Source organism: Sphaerisporangium sp. NPDC049457, from assembly GCF_055586705.1.
Genome location: NZ_JBVJHR010000003.1, coordinates 300,337 through 320,329, shown reverse-complemented (window position 1 = coordinate 320,329; position 19,993 = coordinate 300,337). Strand labels below are relative to the sequence as shown.

At 72.7% G+C, this 19,993-nt stretch carries 16 protein-coding genes; 13 read left to right on the top strand and 3 right to left on the bottom strand.

Features of this window, described 5'->3' with window-relative positions:
• The first annotated feature begins 188 nt into the window (after positions 1–188).
• The 8 genes from ACZ6QO_RS07375 to ACZ6QO_RS07340 all read left to right on the top strand — a co-directional run bounded on the left by ACZ6QO_RS07375 (position 189) and on the right by ACZ6QO_RS07340 (position 7,937).
• Positions 189–1,229: an LLM class F420-dependent oxidoreductase gene (locus ACZ6QO_RS07375; RefSeq protein ID WP_465848556.1), complete on the top strand. Its 1,041-nt coding sequence runs from the start codon at positions 189–191 to the stop codon at positions 1,227–1,229.
• Between the two features lie 361 nt (positions 1,230–1,590).
• A complete protein-coding gene (locus tag ACZ6QO_RS07370) occupies positions 1,591–3,165 on the top strand; it encodes an MDR family MFS transporter (protein ID WP_465848554.1) in 1,575 nt (524 codons plus the stop codon).
• 17 nt (positions 3,166–3,182) lie between these two features.
• The gene (locus ACZ6QO_RS07365; RefSeq protein ID WP_465848553.1) at positions 3,183–4,232 is read left to right on the top strand and encodes a M24 family metallopeptidase; all 1,050 of its coding nucleotides are present in this window, start codon (positions 3,183–3,185) and stop codon (positions 4,230–4,232) included.
• Between the two features lie 47 nt (positions 4,233–4,279).
• Entirely contained in the window at positions 4,280–4,840 is a 561-nt protein-coding gene (gene efp, locus ACZ6QO_RS07360) for an elongation factor P (RefSeq protein WP_465848551.1), read from the top strand.
• Between the two features lies 1 nt (position 4,841).
• Positions 4,842–5,252 carry a transcription antitermination factor NusB gene (nusB, locus tag ACZ6QO_RS07355; RefSeq protein ID WP_465848549.1) on the top strand — a complete coding sequence of 137 codons (411 nt, stop codon included), beginning with the start codon at positions 4,842–4,844 and terminating at the stop codon, positions 5,250–5,252.
• 66 nt (positions 5,253–5,318) lie between these two features.
• Entirely contained in the window at positions 5,319–6,080 is a 762-nt protein-coding gene (locus tag ACZ6QO_RS07350; RefSeq protein WP_465848547.1) for a methyltransferase domain-containing protein, read from the top strand.
• A gap of 63 nt (positions 6,081–6,143) precedes the next feature.
• Positions 6,144–7,400, top strand: coding sequence for a DNA polymerase IV (locus ACZ6QO_RS07345; RefSeq protein ID WP_465848546.1), 1,257 nt, complete (start codon positions 6,144–6,146; stop codon positions 7,398–7,400).
• Between the two features lie 147 nt (positions 7,401–7,547).
• Entirely contained in the window at positions 7,548–7,937 is a 390-nt protein-coding gene (locus ACZ6QO_RS07340; protein ID WP_465848545.1) for a DUF3040 domain-containing protein, read from the top strand.
• Positions 7,938–8,206: 269 nt separating this feature from the next.
• On the opposite strand, the gene ACZ6QO_RS07335 is transcribed toward ACZ6QO_RS07340, so the two are convergent.
• The 3 genes from ACZ6QO_RS07335 to ACZ6QO_RS07325 are packed head-to-tail and all read right to left on the bottom strand — an operon-like array spanning position 8,207 to position 12,950.
• Positions 8,207–10,669 (bottom strand): transglutaminase TgpA family protein, encoded by a 2,463-nt coding sequence (locus ACZ6QO_RS07335; protein WP_465848543.1) that lies wholly within the window; start codon positions 10,667–10,669, stop codon positions 8,207–8,209.
• Positions 10,666–11,946 carry a DUF58 domain-containing protein gene (locus ACZ6QO_RS07330; protein ID WP_465848670.1) on the bottom strand — a complete coding sequence of 427 codons (1,281 nt, stop codon included), beginning with the start codon at positions 11,944–11,946 and terminating at the stop codon, positions 10,666–10,668. Before ACZ6QO_RS07330 ends, ACZ6QO_RS07335 begins: the two co-directional genes overlap by 4 nt.
• Positions 11,946–12,950 carry an AAA family ATPase gene (locus ACZ6QO_RS07325; protein ID WP_465848541.1) on the bottom strand — a complete coding sequence of 335 codons (1,005 nt, stop codon included), beginning with the start codon at positions 12,948–12,950 and terminating at the stop codon, positions 11,946–11,948. Before ACZ6QO_RS07325 ends, ACZ6QO_RS07330 begins: the two co-directional genes overlap by 1 nt.
• Before the next feature lie 652 nt (positions 12,951–13,602).
• Here ACZ6QO_RS07325 and mraZ point away from each other — a divergent pair.
• From mraZ to ACZ6QO_RS07300, 5 genes are all read left to right on the top strand, one after another.
• Positions 13,603–14,034 (top strand): division/cell wall cluster transcriptional repressor MraZ, encoded by a 432-nt coding sequence (gene mraZ / locus ACZ6QO_RS07320; RefSeq protein WP_248965511.1) that lies wholly within the window; start codon positions 13,603–13,605, stop codon positions 14,032–14,034.
• 304 nt (positions 14,035–14,338) lie between these two features.
• A complete protein-coding gene (gene rsmH, locus ACZ6QO_RS07315) occupies positions 14,339–15,310 on the top strand; it encodes a 16S rRNA (cytosine(1402)-N(4))-methyltransferase RsmH (protein WP_465848539.1) in 972 nt (323 codons plus the stop codon).
• Positions 15,307–15,933: a cell division protein FtsL gene (ftsL, locus tag ACZ6QO_RS07310; RefSeq protein WP_465848537.1), complete on the top strand. Its 627-nt coding sequence runs from the start codon at positions 15,307–15,309 to the stop codon at positions 15,931–15,933. The genes rsmH and ftsL overlap by 4 nt, the downstream gene beginning before the upstream one ends.
• A 779-nt stretch (positions 15,934–16,712) precedes the next feature.
• Positions 16,713–18,395: a peptidoglycan D,D-transpeptidase FtsI family protein gene (locus ACZ6QO_RS07305; RefSeq protein WP_465848668.1), complete on the top strand. Its 1,683-nt coding sequence runs from the start codon at positions 16,713–16,715 to the stop codon at positions 18,393–18,395.
• 41 nt (positions 18,396–18,436) lie between these two features.
• The gene (locus tag ACZ6QO_RS07300; protein ID WP_465848667.1) at positions 18,437–19,954 is read left to right on the top strand and encodes a UDP-N-acetylmuramoyl-L-alanyl-D-glutamate--2,6-diaminopimelate ligase; all 1,518 of its coding nucleotides are present in this window, start codon (positions 18,437–18,439) and stop codon (positions 19,952–19,954) included.
• The last annotated feature ends 39 nt before the right edge of the window (positions 19,955–19,993 follow it).

Below are 19,993 nucleotides of genomic sequence, written 5' to 3'. Positions count from 1 at the left end.
CGCGCCGTCCCCGTCATGGCTTCGGGCCTCGCGCTCGCCGTCCAAGCCTGTGTGCCCTCGGCCCCGCGCGCCGTCCCCGCCGTGCGCGGGCCGGTGCGGGCGGGTGGTCCGAGGGGCCGCGGCTGGCTAGCCTTGGGTGACCGAACGGGAGAATATAGTTCGGTTACCAATCAGTAGGAGGTCGCGGGATGCGCATCGGCATGGCACTGAACTACGCCGGGGGATTCAAGGAGACCGTCGCCGAACTGGCCGACTACGAGCGCGCGGGACTCGACATCGTGTTCGTCGCCGAGGCCTACAGCTTCGACGCGGTGAGCCAGATGGGCTACATCGCCGCCAAGACCGAGCGGCTGCAGATCGCCTCCGGCATCCTGCCGATCTACTCGCGCACTCCCACGCTGCTCGCCATGACCGCGGCCGGCATGGACTACGTCTCCGACGGCCGGTTCGTGCTGGGCATCGGCGCGTCGGGCCCGCAGGTGATCGAGGGCTTCCACGGCGTGCCGTACACCGCGCCGCTGGCCCGCACGCGCGAGGTGATCGAGATCTGCCGCAAGGTGTGGCGGCGCGAGCGGCTGACCCACGAGGGCCGGCACTACACGATGCCGCTGCCCGCGGGGCAGGGCACCGGTCTCGGCAAGCCGCTCAAGCTGATCAACCACCCGGTCCGGCCGCGCATCCCGATCGTGGTCGCCGCCATCGGGCCGAAGAACGTCGAGCTGACCGCCGAGCTGGCCGAGGGCTGGGAGCCGATCTTCTACGTCCCCGAGAAGGCCGCCGACGTGTGGGGCGCCTCCCTGGCCGCGGGCAGGGCGCGGCGCGACCCCGAGCTCGGCGAGCTGGACGTCATCGCCCAGGCCACGCTGGCGATCGGCGACGACGTCTCCGGCTTCCTGGAGTTCGGCAGGCCCATGGCGGCGCTGTACATCGGCGGCATGGGCGCCAAGGGCAAGAACTTCTACAACGACCTGGCCCGCCGGTACGGCTACGAGCGGGAGGCCGAGCGCATCCAGGACCTCTACCTCGAGGGCAAGAAGGACGAGGCGGCGGCGCTCGTGCCCATGGAACTGCTGGAGAGGATGTCCCTGATCGGCCCGGAGGGCTTCGTCCGCGACCGCGTGGCCGCCATGAGGGAGTCCGGGGTCACCACGATCAACGTCAACCCGGTCGCCGGCACGCACAAGGAGCGGCTGGCGCTGATCGAGAAGATCAAGGAACTGGCCGTCTGACCTGAACGGTTAGGGCGTCCCCGGCCGGCGCCCCCGGCGTCCCGGGCAGGCGTCCCCCCCGGACGGCGTCCCCCCGGACGGCGTCCCCCGGCGTCCCCCGGCGTCCCCCGGCGTCCCCCGGCGTCCCCCGGCGTCCCCCGGCGTCTCCCGGTCGGCGTCCCCGGTGTCCGCCGGCCCGCGTCCCCGGTGTCTCCGGCCGGCGCGTGCGGCCGGCGTCCGCCCTGGTGGCGAACGCCGAGTAACGGCTGCGGCACCAATCGATATATGCATTCGGGTGCATATAACGGTGTGTGCTTGTTTGACAAGGTAAACACCCCTCTAATACAAATAGTTGGTAAAAACAGAAAACTGGGGGCCTGTAGTGGCGGTACAGGGGGACGCCCGAGCGGACGCACATGGCGAGTCGGGGGACCGCCGGACCTATACGCATCGCGAGATCCTCAAGATCATGTCTGGGCTGCTCATCGCCCTGATGACCGCGATGATCTCGACATCCCTGGTGGGCAACGCGCTGCCCACCGTCGTGGGCGATTTCGGCGCGCAGGACGAGCTCGCCTGGGTCGCGAGCGCGCCGCTGCTGACGATGACCGCCTCCACCCCGCTGTGGGGCAAGCTCTCCGACCTGTTCGGCCGCAAGCGCATGTTCCAGCTCGCCCTCGCGGTGTTCATCGTCGCCTCCATCCTGGCCGGCATGGCGCAGAGCATCGGCATGCTCGTCGCCGCCCGCGCCCTGCAGGGCGCAGGCAGCGGCGGGCTGTCCGCGCTGACCCAGGTGATCCTCGGGGACGTGGTCCTGCCGCGCGAGCGCGGCCGCTACTCCGGCTACATCGGCGTGGTCTACGGGGTCTCCACCGTCGGCGGCCCGCTGCTCGGCGGGTTCATCGTGGACTCCCCCTGGCTCGGCTGGCGCTGGTGCTTCTACATCTGCGTCCCCTTCGCCGTGGCCGCCTTCGCCGTCATCCAGCGCGTGCTGCGCCACGCGCACGGCCCGCGCGACGCCCGCATCGACTGGTGGGGGGCCTTCACCATCACCGGCGGGGCCAGCGCGCTGATGCTGCTGCTGGCGTTCGGCGGCAACGAGTTCCCCTGGAACTCCGCCTGGACCTACGCCCTCGGCGCCCTCGCGGCGGTGCTGATCGCCGCGTCGGTCCTCGCCGAGCGGCACGCCTCCGAGCCGATCCTGCCGCCGCGCCTGTTCCGCGACCGCACCTTCGTCCTGGCGGGCGCCGCCTCGCTGCTGGTCGGCCTCGCGCTCTACGGGGCGATGACCTACCTGCCGCAGTACTTCCAGGTCGTCAAGGGCATGACCCCCACCATGTCGGGCGTCATGACCACGCCGATGGTGCTCAGCCTGCTGCTGTCGGCCGTGGTGTCCGGGCGGTTGGTCACCCGCACGGGCCGGTGGAAGATCTACCCGGTCGCCGGCCTGTTCCTCATCGGCGCCGGCAGCGCGCTGCTGTCGACGGTGCGCAGCGACTCCAGCGACTGGTTGATCGGTTTCGACATCGCCCTGCTCGGCACGGGTTTCGGCTTCAGCATGCAGATGCTCGTCCTGGCCGCGCAGAACGCCGCCCAGAGACGCGACATGGCGGTGTCCACCTCGGGCGTCTCCTTCTTCCGCAACCTCGGCGGGGCGGTGGGCGTGGCGGCCCTCGGTGCGCTGCTCACCAACCGGGTCAGAGGCGGCATCACCGACATGCTGACCGCCGAACGCATCCCGGTCCCCCCGGGCGCCGATCTCGGTCTCGGCACGCCCGAGGCCATCAGGCAACTGTCCCCGGCACTCCAGCACGCCGTCATCGACTCCTTCGCCAACGCCATGCAGGCCGTCTTCCTGGCGTGCGTCCCCGCGGCCGTCATCGGGTTCGTCGCGGTGATCTGCCTGCGCGAGCTGCCGCTGCGCTCCTCGCGCGGCGAGGCGGCCGAGACCGGTTGACCCGTACAGTTCGCTACATGACCGTCATGCACCAAACGCGGCGTGCCAGGGTCGCCGCCCTGCTGTCCGAGCGCGGCCTCGGCGCCCTGCTGGTCACCCGCGGCGTCAACGTCCGCTACCTGACCGGCCTGGTCAGCTCGAACGCCGCACTGCTCGTGCGCGCGGACGCCTCCGCCGTCCTCGCCACCGACTCCCGCTACATCGAGACGGCGCGCCGCGACTGCCCCGACGTCGAGGTCGTCGAAGAACGCGACGTGACCCGCGGCCTGGCCGACCGCGCGCGCCGGCCCGCGATCGAGGCCCACGACATGTCCGTGGCCCGCTACCGGCGGCTCGGCGGTGATCTGCCGCCGGTCGAGGGCCTGGTCGAGCAGGTGCGCGTCGTCAAGGACGAGCCCGAGATCGAGGCGCTGCGCACCGCGTGCGAGCTCACCGACCGCGCCTTCGCCGACGTGGTCGCCACGATCGCGCCGGGCATGACCGAACGGCAGGTCGCCCGGGCGCTGGACGCCCGCATGGCCGAGCTCGGCGCCGACAAGCCGGCGTTCGACACCATCGTGGCGAGCGGGCCGAACGGCGCCGTCCCCCACCACGTCCCCTGCGACCGTCCCATCGAGCGCGGAGACCTGGTCACCATGGACTTCGGCGCGCTGTACGGCGGCTACCACGCCGACATGACCAGGACCGTCGCCGTCGGAGCCGTGTCCGGCTGGCAGCAGGAGCTGTACGATCTGGTCCGCGCCGCGCAACGCGCAGGGCGGCACGCGCTCAGCCCCGGAGCCGGCGCGGCCGAGGTGGACGCCGCCGCGCGCGAGATCATCTCCGCGGCCGGGTACGCCGCGCACTTCGGCCACGGCCTGGGACACGGCGTCGGCCTGGAGATCCACGAGGATCCGTTCCTGCGTCCCGCGGGTGCCGGTAGACTTGACGATCGGGTTCCGATCACCGTCGAGCCCGGCGTGTACTTGCCAGGCAGGGGCGGCGTCCGCATCGAGGACACCTTGGTGACGCGCGCCGGCGGCCCGGAGCTCCTCACCCGCACCACCAAGGAGCTGCTCGTCCTGTGAGGCAGGACGGCGCTCAGCGCGACCATGACGACGCAGGAGAGTAACGAGTGGCGACGACCAACGACCTCAAGACCGGCCTGGTGCTCAAGCTCGAAGGCGGTGACCTCTGGAGCGTGGTGGACTTTCAGCACGTCAAGCCGGGCAAGGGCGGTGCCTTCGTCCGCACCAAGCTCAAGAACGTGCTCTCGGGCAAGGTCGTCGACAAGACCTTCAACGCCGGCGTGAAGGTCGAGGTGGCCAACGTCGACAAGCGCGAGATGCAGTTCTCCTACCTCGACGGCGACGACTTCGTCTTCATGGACACCGAGACCTACGACATGCTGAACGTCTCGCGCGCGACGGTCGGCGACGCCGCCAACTACCTGCTCGAGAACACCCTGGCCACGGTGGCCGTCAACGAGGGCAACGTCCTGTACGTGGAGCTCCCGGCGGCCGTCGAGCTGACCATCTCCCAGACCGAGCCGGGCCTGCAGGGCGACCGCTCGACCGGCGGCACCAAGCCCGCGACGCTGGAGACAGGCGCCGAGATCAAGGTCCCGCTCTTCATCACCACGGGTGAGAAGGTCAAGGTCGACACTCGCACCGGCGAGTACCTCGGCCGGGCCTGAGGTGTCGGCTCGGGGAAAGGCTCGCAGGCGCGCACTGGACATCCTCTTCGAGGCCGAGCTGCGCGACGAGCCGCCGGTCAGCGTGCTCGCGGAGCGAGTGGAGCGGGCAGAACCGCCCGTCAACGAGTACACCGCCACGCTGGTCGAGGGCGTGACCCGGCACCGGGCGCGCATCGACGAGCTGATCTCGACCTACGCCGAGGGGTGGACGCTCGACCGCATGCCCGCCGTCGACCGCAACCTGCTGCGGGCCGGCACCTACGAGCTGCTGTGGGTCACGGACGTCCCCGAGGCGGTGGTCATCAGCGAGTGGGTCCACCTGGCCTCAGAGCTGTCCACCGACGAGTCGCCGCAGTTCGTCAACGGCCTGCTCGCCCGGTTCAAACAGCTCAAGCCGTCCCTTGCCCTCTGAAGGCCGGCCCGCCGCCCGCACGGCGTAGGCTGGGCCCACCGACACGCTTTAGGAGGCGAGCTGAAGTTGCGCACCGACGGCGCCCCACGCCAGGCGGCCACCTCTCCGGCGGTGCGCACCGCCGTGGTGTGGGACGCGCTCCTGGCAGCCCTGGCCGGCCGGGTCGGCGCCACCGGGCGTGAGCGGCTCGACATCGTCGACGCCGGCGGCGGCACGGGCGGGTTCGCCGTCCCGCTCGCCGAGCGCGGGCACGCGGTCACCGTGGTCGACCCGAGCCCCGACTCCCTGGCCGCCCTCGAACGCCGGGCGGCCGAGGCCGGGGTGAGCGTCAAGGGCATCCAGGGCGACGCCTCCGACCTGCGCGACCTGCTCGAACCCGGCTGCGCCGACCTGGTGCTGTGCCACAGCGTCCTTGAGTACGTCGAAGACCCCGCCAGCGCCCTCGCCGCCGTCGCCGCGGTGCTCAGGCCCGGCGGGGTGATCAGCGTGCTCGCGGCCAACCCGGTCGCCACCGCGATCCACCGCTCGCTCTCCGGCCACTTCGACGAGGCGCGCCACGCCCTCGGCGATCCGTCCGGCAGGTGGGGCGAGCAAGATCCGACCCCCCGGCGGTTCGCCGGCGAGGCGCTCGCGGGCCTGCTGGCGGAGGCGGGGTTCACCCTCGGCGAGGCCAGGGGCGTGCGGGTCTTCGCCGATCTGGTGCCCGGCCGGCTGCTCGACGGCGAGCCGGGGGCCGCGCGGGCGCTGATCGCGCTCGAGAAGGCCGCCGCCGCCCACCCGGTGCTGCGCGACATCGCCACCCAGCTCCACTTCCTCGGGCACCGATGAGAGCCGCGGCGGGCCCGTCGGCGCCTCTCGCAGGTAGAACGCCTGTTCGGGTAGGATGATCCTGTGTCGCGCAAGCAGGTTCTGCGGTCCGAGCCGGGGCGAGGCCACGGCGGGGCGCGGGCCCCGCTGGCCGACGACACCGGCTGCCCGATCCTGCACGTCGACATGGACGCCTTCTTCGCCAGCGTCGAGCTGCTCGACCGCCCTGAGCTGAAGGGCACCCCGGTGATCATCGGCGCCACGGGGGCCCGCGGCGTCGTGCTGAGCGCCACCTACGAGGCCCGGCGGTTCGGGGTGCACTCGGCGATGCCGATGACCCGCGCCCGCCGCCTGTGCCCGCGCGCCGTCGTCATCCCGCCCAGCCACGGCAAATACTCCGAGGTCTCCAAGGGCGTGATGGAGATCTTCCAGGCGATCACCCCGGAGGTCGAGCCGATCGCCTCCGACGAGGCGTTCCTCGACGTGCGCGGCGCCGTCCGCAGGCTCGGGTCCCCGGCCGAGATCGCCGCGCTGATCCGCGCCCAGGTCGCCGAGCGCCACGGCATCACCTGCTCGGTGGGCGTGGCGAGCAGCAAGTTCGTCGCCAAGCTCGCCTCCCGGCACTGCAAGCCCGACGGCCTGCTGGTGGTCCCCGCCGACGGGGTGGTGGAGTTCCTCCACCCGCTCCCGGTCGCCGCCCTGTGGGGCGTCGGCGAGCGCACCGAGCAGGCCCTGGTGCGGCTCGGCATCAAGACCGTGGGCGACCTCGCCCATGTGCCCGTCTCCACCCTCCAGCGCGAGTTCGGGGCGGTGGGGGCGCACCTGGCCGCCCTCGCCTGGGGCCGCGACGACCGCAGGGTCACCCCGCACGCCCCCGACAAGAGCATCGGCGCCGAAGAGACCTTCGCCCACGACGTGGACGATCCCGACGCCATCCGGCGTGAGCTGCTGCGGCTGTCCGAGCGGGTCGCCGCCCGGCTGCGCGCCGGCGGTCACGTCGGCCGCACCGTGAGCGTCAAACTCCGCCGCTCCGACTTCACGACGATCACCCGTGCCCGCACGCTCCGCGAGGCGACCGATGTGGCGAAAGAGATATATGCCACTGCCTGTGAGCTCTACAGGGCCGCCGGGCTCGATCGCGTGCGGCTCCGTCTGGTCGGCGTGCGGGTCGAGAACCTCCGTCCCGCTGGCACGGCGACCCACCAGATGGGCCTCGGCGAACGCGAAACCGGCTGGCGGGAGGCCGAAATGGCGATGGACAAGGCCACGCGCAGGTTCGGCCCCGAGGCGGTCCGCCCGGCTTCGCTCGTCCGCCCACGGTTTGATGGAATGGATCTATGACGTCACCTCCGGTTTGGTCTACGTTGGACGTTTTCTTTCGCCTACGTCTACAGCCTCGTATTCTGGGGATAACCGACCGCGAGGTCCGGACACCCTGTGGTGCCCGTTGCCGTCTTCCCCGACTAGGGGCCGTCCTTGGGAGGCGCCGTGCCGCTCTCTGAGCACGAGCAGCGCTTGCTCGACCAGATCGAGCAGGCCCTCTACGCCGAGGACCCGAAGTGGGCCAATACCGTTCGGATCAGTGATCCGCGCAACCATTACAAGCGTCGCCTGGTGAAAGCCTCGATCGGCTTCGTCCTGGGCGTCGTGCTGTTGATGGTGGGCGTCGTGGCACCGATCATCCCACTCGGTGTCGGCGGCTTCGTGGTCATGCTCGCCGCGTGTCTGTGGGGTCTGTCCAGCTGGAAACGCATGAACGGGTTCGGCGGTGAGGCGAGGCCGGCCGCGACCGGCAAGCCCGAGCGCCGGCGTGCCGGCAAGCAGAGTTTCATGGAACGCATGGAAGAGCGCTGGCGCCGCCGGGGCGAAGAACGCTGACCGCCGCGGCGGGCCCGCCGTCGTGCCCCGCACGACTCACGGCCCGCCCCGGCACCCCAAGGGCGCACGAGGGCGACGGCCCCGCCCTCGTAGCCGTACGGCGATCTCCATCGCACGCCGCCGCCCGCCACCCGATGCGCAGGCCCGCGCGGTGTGCAGGTCCACCCGGTGTGGAGGGCCGCCCAGTGTGAAGGCCCGCGCAGTGTGAAGGCCCGCGCAGTGTGAAGGCCCGCGGGTTTCCGCGGGCCTTCGTCGGATGGAGGGGCGTTCTAGCGGCGGGAGCCGGTCAGCACGCGCTCCTCCACGGGGTCGGCGCCGGTGCGGTCGGCGACGTGGCGGCGGCGCGGCCACAGGCGTAGCGTCTCCAGCCGGTCGAACCCGTCGAGCACCTTCTCTCCGGCGCCCTTCAGCCTGCGCAGCGTGGAGGGCGGCAGCAGCGTGGCCCGCAGCCCGCGCCCGCGCGTGACCCCGGCGTACAGCGCGTTCCGCACCCGCCTCAGGTCGCCGTCCAGCGCGCCGACCCGTCCCGGCGTCCGCGCGTAGCGCATGCGCTCCTCGGCCGAGGCGATCGCGGTGATGGACGCGGCGGCGGCGTCGTCCAGCGCGCACTGCTGGACGACCCTCCTGGCGAGGGCGCGCGGGCTCTCGCCGGCCTCGTGGCCGAGCCCCAGGTCGTCCAGCGTGTCGATCAGCTCCTGCCAGGACGCGCGCACGGCGTCGCCGAGATGCGCCCGGGACGCCCCGGAGCCGAGGGCGGCCGGGTCCGCGGCGTTGACCCGGCCCCAGGCGCGGCGGCGCCGATAGCGCGTCACGGACCGCGCGGCGGCGGGGATGAGCCCGATCAGCAACAGCACGCCCACGCCGATGCCGATCTTGGTGGGCAGCGACAGGCCCGTGTCCAGGACCACGGGACCGGCGTCCCGGCCCGCGTCGGGGTCACGGGGGTCGCGCCCGCGCGCCGTCGGTCCGGCCGCGTCGGCCGGGTCGGTCCCGTCGCTCGGCCCCGCGCTCGGGGTGTCTCCCGGCGCGGTGATGTCGACCGGCGGGCGGCTGTAGCCGGGGACGCGGGCCGTGGCCTGGCCGAGACCGCCCGCCGGGGTCGGCTCGAACCGCAGCCACCCGGTGCCCGGGAAGTACAGCTCGGGCCAGGCGTGCAGGTCGTGGGTGCGCACCTGCCACGACCCGCCGATGTAGGCGCCGCCGGTGTAGCCGATGCCCACGCGGGCGGGGATGCCGAGGACGCGGGCCATCACCGCCATGGCCGCGGCGAACTGCTCGCAGTAGCCGGTGCGGTTGCGCAGGAAGTCGAGCAGCGCCTGGCTGCCGTTGCCCTGGGTGGCGAGGCTGTAGGTGAACCGGTTGTCGCCGGTGAACCACGACTGGAGCTTGACCGCCATCTCGTAGGGCGTCCCGGCGCCGGCGACCACGGCGTGGGCGAGGGTGTCGATCCGCGGCGGCAGGTCCGCCGGCAGGGCCAGGTAACGGGCGACGGTCACGGGGTCGGTGACGGCGGGCACCGTCCGCAGCTCGTCGGGGGACGGCTGCGGCTCCTGCCCGGTGACGCGGTAGGTCTGCCCGCCGGCCGTGTCCCGCGTGGAGAACACCATGAGCGAGCTCTGGTCGGCGCGCCAGTCGCCGTCCACCTGCACCGACGAGGACGGGTAGGGCAACGGCAGGAAGCTGAGCCCTTCGACGTCGTCGCTCACCGTGATCTCGGTGCGGACCGGCTTGACCGGGACGGACGAGGACAGGCCGGGCGGCGCCGGCATCGGCCCCTCGGAGACGCGGTCCTCGGGCCTGCCCTTGGGCTGCGACATCGTCCACTGTTCGCCGTCGAAGGTGTCCAGCGCGTAGATGCGCAGGTAGCGGGGGACGTTGTCGTTGTTGGTGTAGGTCAGCACCGTGGCGTTCTGCGGCTGGGTGAGCTGGCCCCGCAGGCTCGCGATCGGGTTGGGGATGGTGATGGTGTTGCCGCCCCTGCCGTTGCCCGACCCCACGCCGAACCCGAACAGCGGGCTCGGCTCCAGCGTCGGCAGCAGCGCCGGCAGGCCGATGGCCAGGGCGATCGCGGCGAAGCCGATGCGTTTGCCGGTCAGCGACAGCGGCGCGGTGTCGACCTGCGTTCCGGCGCCGGTGCCGCGCGAGCGGCGCACCAGCACGGCGCGGCCCCAGTGGCTGAGTCGCTCGCGCCCGTCGGCGGTGAGCAGCCCCACGTACCCGAGCGCGCCGATGATGAACACCGGCCAGCCGATCGGGTCGGTCATCACCGCCGCCGGGACGGTGAACAGGGCCAGCAGCGGCAGACCGGCCAGCGCCGCGCGGCGCAGCCGCACGGCCAGCAGGTCGACGAGCACGGCGATCAGGCCGACGCCGCCCACGGTGAGCAGCGCGATCGGCGGGTTGTCCGGCACCGGGGCGGCGTAGCGCTGGATGTCCTTGAACCCCTCGGCCAGCAGCTCGCCCAAGGACAGTACCGAGTCGCGGGTGGGCACCACCCACGCCCAGTTGTCGTCCCGGGTGAACACCACCGTCAGGTAGATCCACAGCAGGAACAGCTCGGCCGGGGGGCCGAGCCATCGCGGCGTGGCGTGGCGGGTGGTCAGGAGGGAGGCGGCGGCGACCACGATGATCGCCCCTATTCCGGCCCAGAACCAGGTGCCCCCGCGCAGCAGCGGATAGAGGGAAAGGGAGGTCGCGGCCGTGGCGAGCGCCGCCGCGATGGGGAGCCTCATGCGGCGTCTCCTGCCGTGATCGTGTCCCTGGGACCGGCGTAGTGGCTGCTCTGGCCGGCGTCCGGCCAGACGGCGGCCAAGGACGTGCCCGCGGGCAGCCGTACGACGCGCCAGCCCGACCCGGCCAGCACGGCACGCGCGATCTCGAAGGACTCGTCCGCCTCCTGGTGGTGGGCCGGGGTCACCTGCCAGCCGCGCACGTCAAGCATGACGGCGACGCCGGTGACGCCGCCGCTCCGCAGCCGGGCGAGCGCCTGGGCCTCCTCGGCGTCCAGGTCGCCGAGGACGGCGACGATCAGGCCGTCCCCGCCGCCCTGGCGCAGCGCCGTGACTCCCGACTCCAGCGAGCGGGCGGTGCTCTGCCGCACGACGGCGAGCGCGTCCAGCAGGGAGTGCCCGCTCGCGGAGTCGGGCAGGTGCTGGGCGCCCTGGTCGGTCACCAGCCGCAGGCCGAGGCCCTCGCGGGCGAGCTGCATGCCGATCGAGGCGGCCGCTGAGACGCCCACCTCGAACGACGAGCGCGGGCCCTCGCCGCGGTGGGCGTGCCTGCGGGTGTCCAGCAGCAGCGCGCCGCGGCTCTGCCACTGCTGCTCCTCGCGGCGCACCATCAGCTCGCCGTACCGCGCGGTGGACCGCCAGTGCACCCGGCGCAGGTCGTCGCCCTGGCGGTACTCGCGCGGCCCGATGTCGTCGTCGCCCGCGGCGGCCACGCTGGTGCTGCGGCTGTCGCCGCCGCCGGTCAGCTCGCCCGACAGGCGCACGTGGGGCAGCGGCACGACCTCCGGGACGACCATCAGCGTGTCGGTGGCCGTGAACGCGCGGGTCAGCTCGACCAGCCCGAACGGGTCGGCGATGCGCACCGACAGCGGCCCGATGGGGAACCTGCCCCGCAGGTCGGAGCGGACCTTGTAGTCGATCTCACGGATGCCGCGCGACTCCACCCGGTCAAGGACGAAGCGGGGCCGGGTGCCGACGGCGTAGGGGACGGTGTCCTCGATCAGCAGCAGCCCGGTGGGCAGGCGGGTGACGTTCTCCAGCCGCACGGTGACCGTGCTGTCGGAGCCGACCTCGACCCTGGCGGGGTCCAGCCGCCGCGCGCAGCTCAGGCGGTAGCGGGTGCGGGCCACGACCAGGGCGGCGAGCAGCGGCAGCATGATGATCAGCACGCTGACCCTCAGCAGGTCGTGTTCGCCGAGGACGAACGCGCACAGCAGGGCGGCGGCGCCCGAGGCCAGGAACGAGCGGCCGCGCGAGGTGAGCGCCCGGAGCCCGGCCATCACCTGCGCGCCCCCTCCTCGTCGAACCCCCTCTCCCGGCTGTCCGGCACCGGGACGCGGCGTACCAGCTCGGCGAGGACGTGCTCGGGACGGCGGCGGCGGCCCTGGGCCTCAAGGCTCGGGAGCAGGCGGTGGGCCAGCACGGGGACGGCCAGCTCCTGCATGTCGTCGGGGATGACGTAGTCGCGCCCGGACAGCGCGGCGTGGGCGCGGGCGGCGCGCACCAGGTGGAGCGTGGCGCGAGGTGAGGCGCCGAGCCGCAGGTCGGGGGACTGGCGGGTGGCCGACACCATCTCGATGGCGTACTTCTTGACCGCCTGGGAGACGTAGACGGCGCGCACGGCGTCGATCAGCGCCTTCACCTCGGCGGTCGTGGCGACCGGCTCCAGCTTGTCCAGCGGCGAGGAGGCGCCGTGGACGTCCAGCATCTCCAGCTCGGCGGCGGCCTCGGGATAGCCCATCGCGATGCGGGCGGTGAAGCGGTCGCGCTGGGCCTCGGGCAGGGGATAGGTGCCCTCCATCTCGATCGGGTTCTGGGTCGCGATGACCATGAACGGTGTATCGAGCCGATATGTGGTGCCGTCGACGGTGACCTGGTGCTCTTCCATGCACTCCAGCAATGCCGACTGGGTCTTGGGGGAGGCGCGGTTGATCTCGTCGCCGACGACGATGTTGGCGAATACCGGGCCGGGCTTGAACTCGAACTCGCGCGACTGCTGGTTGAAGGCGCTGACGCCCGTGATGTCGCTGGGAAGCAGATCAGGGGTGAACTGGACGCGGCGGACGGGACAGTCGATGGACCGGGCCAGCGCCTTGGCCAGCATGGTCTTGCCGACTCCCGGCACGTCCTCGATGAGCAGGTGCCCTTCGGCGAGCAGCACCGTGAGGGTCAGCCGGACGACGTCGTCCTTGCCCTCGATTACCGATTCGATCGCCTCACGGATCCGGTGCGCCGTGGCGACCAGACCTTCCAGCTCCTGTCCGACATCGTGGGTTATTCCCACCGGGCCTCCATGAGGGTGCGGCAGCCCCGCGCCGGCATCGTATTGCGGGGGGCTTTGCTTTCCTTTTCCATTGTGCGTACCGACACTACGGTGCCGTGGGTTCCAGGGCGACTTTCCGCCATATTCGGGGATGAACAGCCCCAGTGTTCTTCTCCGTGGTCGCGTTCAGGTGCCGCCGATGTGCGAATCCCGTGACACGCGCGCCCCTCGCGCCCCTCCGCTTTCCCGGCCGGCCTCCCGGGCCGCTTTCCGGGCCGCTTCTTTGGCCGCGTCTCCTTCTCCGGCCTCGCGCGCGGCCGTCTCGGACGCCCCGCGGACGCCTCCTCCCCGCCGCCGGACACTCCACTTTCCCCCACCGGAGGGCCCGCCGCCGGGCCGTTCCGCCCTTTCACGGCCGCCCGCCCCGGCGTGTGGCCGCGGCGGCCGGTCGCGGGGTGTCGAAGGCTCCTCCGACACGCCCGCCGCCGTCTTCGGCCACCGAGGGCGCTCCACTTCGCTCCACCGCTATTGACCTGCGAAAACGCGTTCGCCATATCGGCGTGGCGCGCTTTGAATCAGTTGACGGTGGGGAGAAGTGGAGTATGGTGGTGCGCAGTGGAGGGGCTGGGGTAGTAGCGACCAGTCTTTCCACTTGGCACGGGAGGTGGGGCCGATGTTCCTCGGCACCCATCAACCGCGTCTGGACGAGAAAGGACGACTGTTCCTGCCGGCGAAGTACCGTGAGGAGCTGGCGGAGGGTCTTGTGATCACCAAGGGCCAGGAGCGGTGCCTCTACGTATTTCCTGTAGAGGAGTTCCAGCGCATCACCGAGGCGCTGCGCACAGCGCCCGTGACAGCCAAGGCCGTCCGCGATTACAGTCGCGTCTTCTTCGCCAGTGCTTCCGACGAGACGCCCGACAAACAAGGGCGGATCACCATCCCCCAGAGCCTGCGCGAGTACGCGGGCCTCCGCCGAGACTGTGTGGTCATCGGGGCCAACACCCGGCTGGAGATCTGGGACGCGACGGCCTGGGACACCTATCTGGCCGACCAAGAGCAGGCGTTCTCCGAACTGTCGGAGGAGGTGCTGCCAGGAGTCCTTTAGACAACGGGTCGACTCGTCGGTGAAAACGTCGTTCGGCGAGGTCTCCACCCGCTCCCATGGTGCCGGGACGGTTCCCGGCCACCGCAGCGCCGCCGCCAGCTGATGCACCTTCCCCGGTGTCAGGTGGCGGGGCGCGAAGAGGGGACGCGGATGGGGACCTGGCCGGACGAGCCGTTGACGTGGCGCGGGGGCGAAGCCCGCTGATGAGATGGCCGAATAACGCGAAAAGCCGCGAATCCGCGAGCAGGGGAAGTGTCCGGGGGGATTCGAAGGACACGACCGAGGCGGCAAAGGGGGTTTGACCATGCATGTCCATGATCATGCGGAGCCGGGCGGGCACGTCCCGGTGATGCTTCGGCGCGTCCTGGAGCTTCTCGCTCCCGCGCTGTCGGGTCCGAGCCCCGTGCTGGTCGACGCCAACCTGGGCCTCGGCGGTCACGCCGAGGCGCTGCTGGCCGCGCACCCAGATCTGCGCCTGATAGGCATCGACCGCGACCCGGCCGCCATCGAGCGGTCCACCGCGCGCCTCGCGCCGTACGCCGCGCGGACGACTTTGGTGCGGGCGGTCTCCGACGAGCTTCCCGAGGTGCTGTCGCGCGCCGGCCATCCGCGCGTCGACGGGGTGCTGTTCGACCTCGGGGTGTCGTCCCCGCAGCTCGACGAGGCCGAGCGCGGGTTCGCCTACTCCTACGACGCCCCGCTCGACATGCGCATGGACCCCGACCAGGAGCTCACGGCGGGCGGCGTGGTCAACACCTACTCCGAGGGCGAGTTGACCCGCATCCTGCGCGACTACGGCGAAGAGCGTTTCGCCGCCCGCGTCGCGCGGTTCATCGTCCGCGAGCGTGAGGCCGAGCCGATCACCTCCACCAAGCGGCTGGCCGAGATCGTCCGGGAGGCGATCCCCGCGGCCACCCGCCGTACCGGGGGAAATCCCGCGAAAAGAACGTTCCAGGCGTTACGCATCGAGGTGAACGGGGAGTTGACCGCTCTCGAACGGGCGCTCCCCGCGGCACTCGACGCACTGAAGGTCGGAGGGCGCGTGGTCGTGCTCTCCTACCACTCACTGGAGGACCGGCTGAGCAAGCAGGCCCTCACGGCGCGAACCAGGGACACCAGCCCTCCGGGGCTGCCCGTCCCGCTGCCGGCCCACCAGCCGCGGTTCCGTCTGGTGACGAGGGGAGCCGAGCTCCCAGACGAGGAGGAGGTGGCGCGCAACCCGCGCGCCGCCTCGGCCAGGTTGCGGGCGGCAGAGAGGATCCGGGAGCCGGAATGAGCATCGACAAGGAGACCAAGGAGACAAGGCAAGAGACCGGCGGCGGCACGGCGACGGCCGTCGGCGACAGGCCCGTGCGCACGGCGCGCGGCACCCGCACGGTCACCGCCCCGCCCCGGCCCGACCGCACCGTCCGGCGTTCGGCGCCGCCCCGCGGCCCCGAACGCGAGGCCGCGCCCATGCCCGCGCGTCCGGCGGCCCAGGCCGTGCGGACGCCGAGTCGCGCGCCCCTGCGGCGCCCTGCGCCGCGCACGCCGTTCGTGCTGCTCGTCGTGGGCCTGCTCTGCGGCGGCCTGGTGAGCCTGCTGCTGCTCAACACCGTCCTGGCCAAGGACTCCTTCCGGGCCACCGACCTGCAGAAGACCACGCAGCGCCTGCGCCAGGAGGCCCAGGACAAGCGCACCAAGCTGCTGATCGACTCGCAGCCGCAGCGGCTGGCCGACCGCGCCGAGCAGCTCGGCGAGAAGCCGGGCACGAAGGAGCCGCGGTTCCTGGAGCTCGACCGGCAGGGACGCGAAGTCGGCCGCACGGCGAACCAGGGCCAGGCTCCGGCGGGCCAGGGCCAAGGCCAGGCTCCGGCGGGCGGTGACCCGCGGGCGCAGGCGGAGGTCGCGACCCGGTGAGGGAAGGCGGCGGCCGCCCCTCGGGGCCCGGCCGCAACGGTCCAGGAGGCGGCTCAGGCGGTCGCGGCGGCCCCGGGGGACCCGGCGGGCCCAGGCGCGGCCCGGGCTCCGGCTCGGGCGGGCGCCAGGGCCGGTCCGAAGGCCCTGGGCGCTTCGACGCGCCCGGAGGGCGTTCGGGCGGGTCCGGGCGTTCCGGCGATGCCGGCCGCCCCGACGATCCCGGCCGCGCCTCCGGCGGCTCCGGCCGCTCGAACGCCTCCGGCGGTTCGGGCCGTTCAGGCGGGACGGGCGCGGCGGGCGGCGAGGGCCGTCCCGGCAAGGCCGGCGGTTCCGGCCGTTCCGACAGGGCCGGCGGCCGTGCGGGCGGTTCCGGCCGTCCCGAGGGCGCGGGCGGCTCCGGCCGCACCGACGGTTCCGGTGGTCGTGCGGCGGGTTCCGGCCGTTCCGACGGCGGTGGTGGTCGTACGGGGGGTTCGGGTCGTTCCGAGGGAGCGGGCGGACGCGCCGGCGTCCCGGGCGGGCGGCAGGGCGGCTCCGGGCGCCCGCTCAGGCCGGGCGGCGCCAGGGGCGAAGGCTCGGCGCGTCCGCTCCGGCGCGGCGCGGCCAGAGGCGAGGGGGCCGGGCCCCCGTTCAGGCCCGGCCCACGCCGGGTGCCGCCGCGCGGCCGCCCGCTCGACCCCGACGACCCCCGCCGTCCCGGGCTGCGCATCACCTGGACGCCCCGCCCGCCGGCCCCGCTGCGCCTGGGCAACCCCTCGCGCCGCATCAACATCGGCCTGATGGGCATGGCCGTCGTGCTGTCGCTGTTCGCCGGGCGGCTGGTCCAGCTCCAGGGCCTGGACTCCAAGGTGTTCGAGGCCCGCGCCGAGCGGCTGCGCGTCCAGGAAGAGACGCTGACCGCGCGCCGGGGCTCCATCACCGACGTCAACGGCCACGAGCTCGCCCTCACGGTCGAGGCCCGCGCGATCTCCGCCGACCCGAGCAAGGTGCCCGCGGACAAGCGCGACCAGGTCGCCGCGTCGCTGGCCCCGCTGCTGGGCGTCGACAAGGGCGTCATCGCCGCCAAGCTCGCCCGGCCCAAGACGCGGTACACGCTGCTGGCGGGCAACGTCCCCACGGCGACCGCCGCGAAGGTGCTCGACCTCGAGATCGACGGGCTGGCCGCGACGCCGCACTACGAGCGCCTGTACCCGGGCGGGAACCTCGCCGGCGGGGTGATCGGCTACGTCGGCGACGAGGGCCACGGCCTGGTGGGCTTCGAGCACGTCTACGACAAGCTGCTGGCCGGGCAGGACGGCAAGCAGACCGTCGAGACCGGCGGCACCGGCCAGCGCATCCCCATGACGCGCAGCACCAAGCAGGAGCCGGTCGCCGGGCGGGGCCTGCGGCTGACCATCGACCGCGACATCCAGTGGGCCGCCCAGGAGGCCATCGCCAAGCAGGTCAAGGCCACCGGCGCCCGCAGCGGCAGCGTCATCGTCATGGACGTGCGCAACGGCCAGGTGGTCGCCATGGCGAACGCCCCCGAGGTGGATCTCGGCAACTGGCAGCGCACTCCTGCGCTGGGCAACCGCGCGGTGTCGGAGGTCTTCGAGCCGGGCAGCACCAACAAGGTCATCACGGCGGCCGCCGCCCTGGAGGCCGGGGCGGTCAGGCCCGAGACGGTGTTCGAGGTCGCCGACAAGTACCGCTGCGCCGACCGGGTGCTCAGCGACGCCCACCCGCACGCGCCCGAGAACCTTACCTTCACCGGCATCATCGCCGAGTCCAGCAACGTCGGCACCATCATGGTGGCCGACAGGGTCGGCGACCAGCCGCTGTACAACATGCTGAAGGCCTTCGGCTTCGGCGCCAAGACCGGCTCGGGCCTCTACGGCGAGGAGGCCGGGCTGCTGCCCAAGCGCGAGACCTGGTCGGGCAGCCAGCGGTGCACCATCGCCTTCGGCCAGGGCGTGTCGGTGACGGCCCTGCAGATGGCGAGCGTCTACCAGACCATCGCCAACGGGGGCGTGCGCGTCACGCCGCAGATCGTCGCCGGCACGATCGACCAGCACCGCAAGTTCGTCCCCGCCAAGCCGGCCAGGCAGACCCGGGTCATCACCCCGCGCACCGCCAAGGACATCACCCGCATGCTGGAGGCCGCGGTCAGCGCCGAGGGCAGCACCGGCTCCCTCGCCGCGATCAAGGGTTACCGGGTGGCGGGTAAAACCGGCACGGCCATGCGGTACGACGAAAGCTGCCAGGGGTATTGCGGATATACCGCTACGTTTGTGGGGTTCACTCCCGCCGACGCGCCCCGGCTGGTGGCGCTGGCAGTGCTCCAGGCTCCGGAGAACGGCCACTTCGGCGGGGAGATCGCCGCACCCGTGTTCAAGGATGTCATGACGTTCGCGTTGAAGAGTCGCAAGATACCGCCGACCGGTACGACCGCTCCATCGGTGCGCATGAGCACCGGCGGGTGACGGGGGAAGGTACGCTCTCGCCCGTGCGTCCCCCGTCGTCAATGCGTCCCAAGACCTGCCCGGTCCGCCCGCTCTCCGGCCTGGCGGCCATGCTCGGCGCGCCCTCGGGCGGCCCTCGTGCGCCGCTCGCCGCCGTGACCGGCGTCACCATCGACTCGCGCCAGGTCCAGCGCGGCGACCTCTACGTCGCCCTGCCCGGCTCCACCGCCCACGGCGCCGCCTTCTCGGCCGCCGCCGTCGCAGGCGGGGCCGTGGCCATCCTGACCGACCCGGCCGGCCGCGAGACCGCGGTGGCGACCGGGGTGCCGGTCCTGGTGGTGCCCGACCCGCGCTCGGTGCTCGGCCGGGTCGCCGCCTGGGTCTACGGGCAGCCCTCCTCCGGCCTGCTGCTCCTCGGCGTGACCGGCACCAGCGGCAAGTCGACGACGAGCTTCCTGCTGGAGGCCGGGCTGCGGGCCGCCGGCCACCGCACCGGCCTCGTCGGCGGCGTCGAGATCCACGTCGGCGACACCGTCTTCCCGCCCACGCTCACCACCCCCGAGGCCACCGACCTGCAAGGGTTGCTGGCGCTCATGCGCGAGGACGGCGTCACCGCCGCCGCCATGGAGGTCTCCAGCCACGCCCTGGCCCTCGGCCGGGTCGACGGGGCGGCCTACGACGTGGCGCTGTTCACCAACCTCTCGCAGGACCACCTGGACTTCCACAGCGACCTTGAGGACTACTTCCTGACCAAGGCGAGGCTGTTCACCCCCGAACTGTGCCGCGCGGGGGTCGTCAACATCGACGACGAGCACGGCAGAGAGCTGACCCGCATCGCCAAGGTGCCGATCACCACCTTCTCCGCCGCCGGGGCCGCCGAGGCCGACTGGCGGGCCCGTGACGTGCGCCTGGGCTCCGACGGCAGCACCTTCAGGGTGGTCGGGCCCGGCGGCGTCGAGGCGGACGTGTCGGTGTCCCTGCCCGGCCCGTTCAACGTCGCCAACACCCTCGGCGCGCTCGTCACCCTCGTCGAGGCCGGAGTGCCGCTGCAGACGGCCGTGCACGGCGTGGGGACGGTCACCGGCGTCCCCGGCCGCATGGAGCGCGTGCCGGGCGCGCGCGGCTTCCAGGCCATCGTCGACTACTCCCACAAGCCGGGCGCCGTCGAGTCGGTGCTGCGGGCGCTGCGCGAGGTCACCTCGGGCAGCCTGATCATCGTCCTCGGCTGCGGCGGCGACCGCGACCGCGGCAAGCGCCCGATGATGGGCGAGGCCGCGGCGCGCCTGGCCGACCTGGCGGTCCTCACCAGCGACAACCCGCGTTCCGAAGACCCGCTGCGCATCCTCGCGGCCATGTACGAGGGCGTCCTTCGCGTGCCGCCGCGCGAGCGCGCGCACGTGGTCGTCGAGCCCGACCGCGCCGCCGCGATCGACCTGGCCGTCGGCCGGGCCGGTCCGGGTGACGTGGTGGTCGTCGCCGGCAAGGGCCACGAGCAGGGTCAGTACGTCGACGGTGAAGTGCTGCCGTTCGACGACAGGCAGGTGGTCGCGGAGGCCATCCGCAGACGGGACCACATGTGACCGGTGTGGTTGTGCGAGGCTGATGCGAAAGCCGGGCCG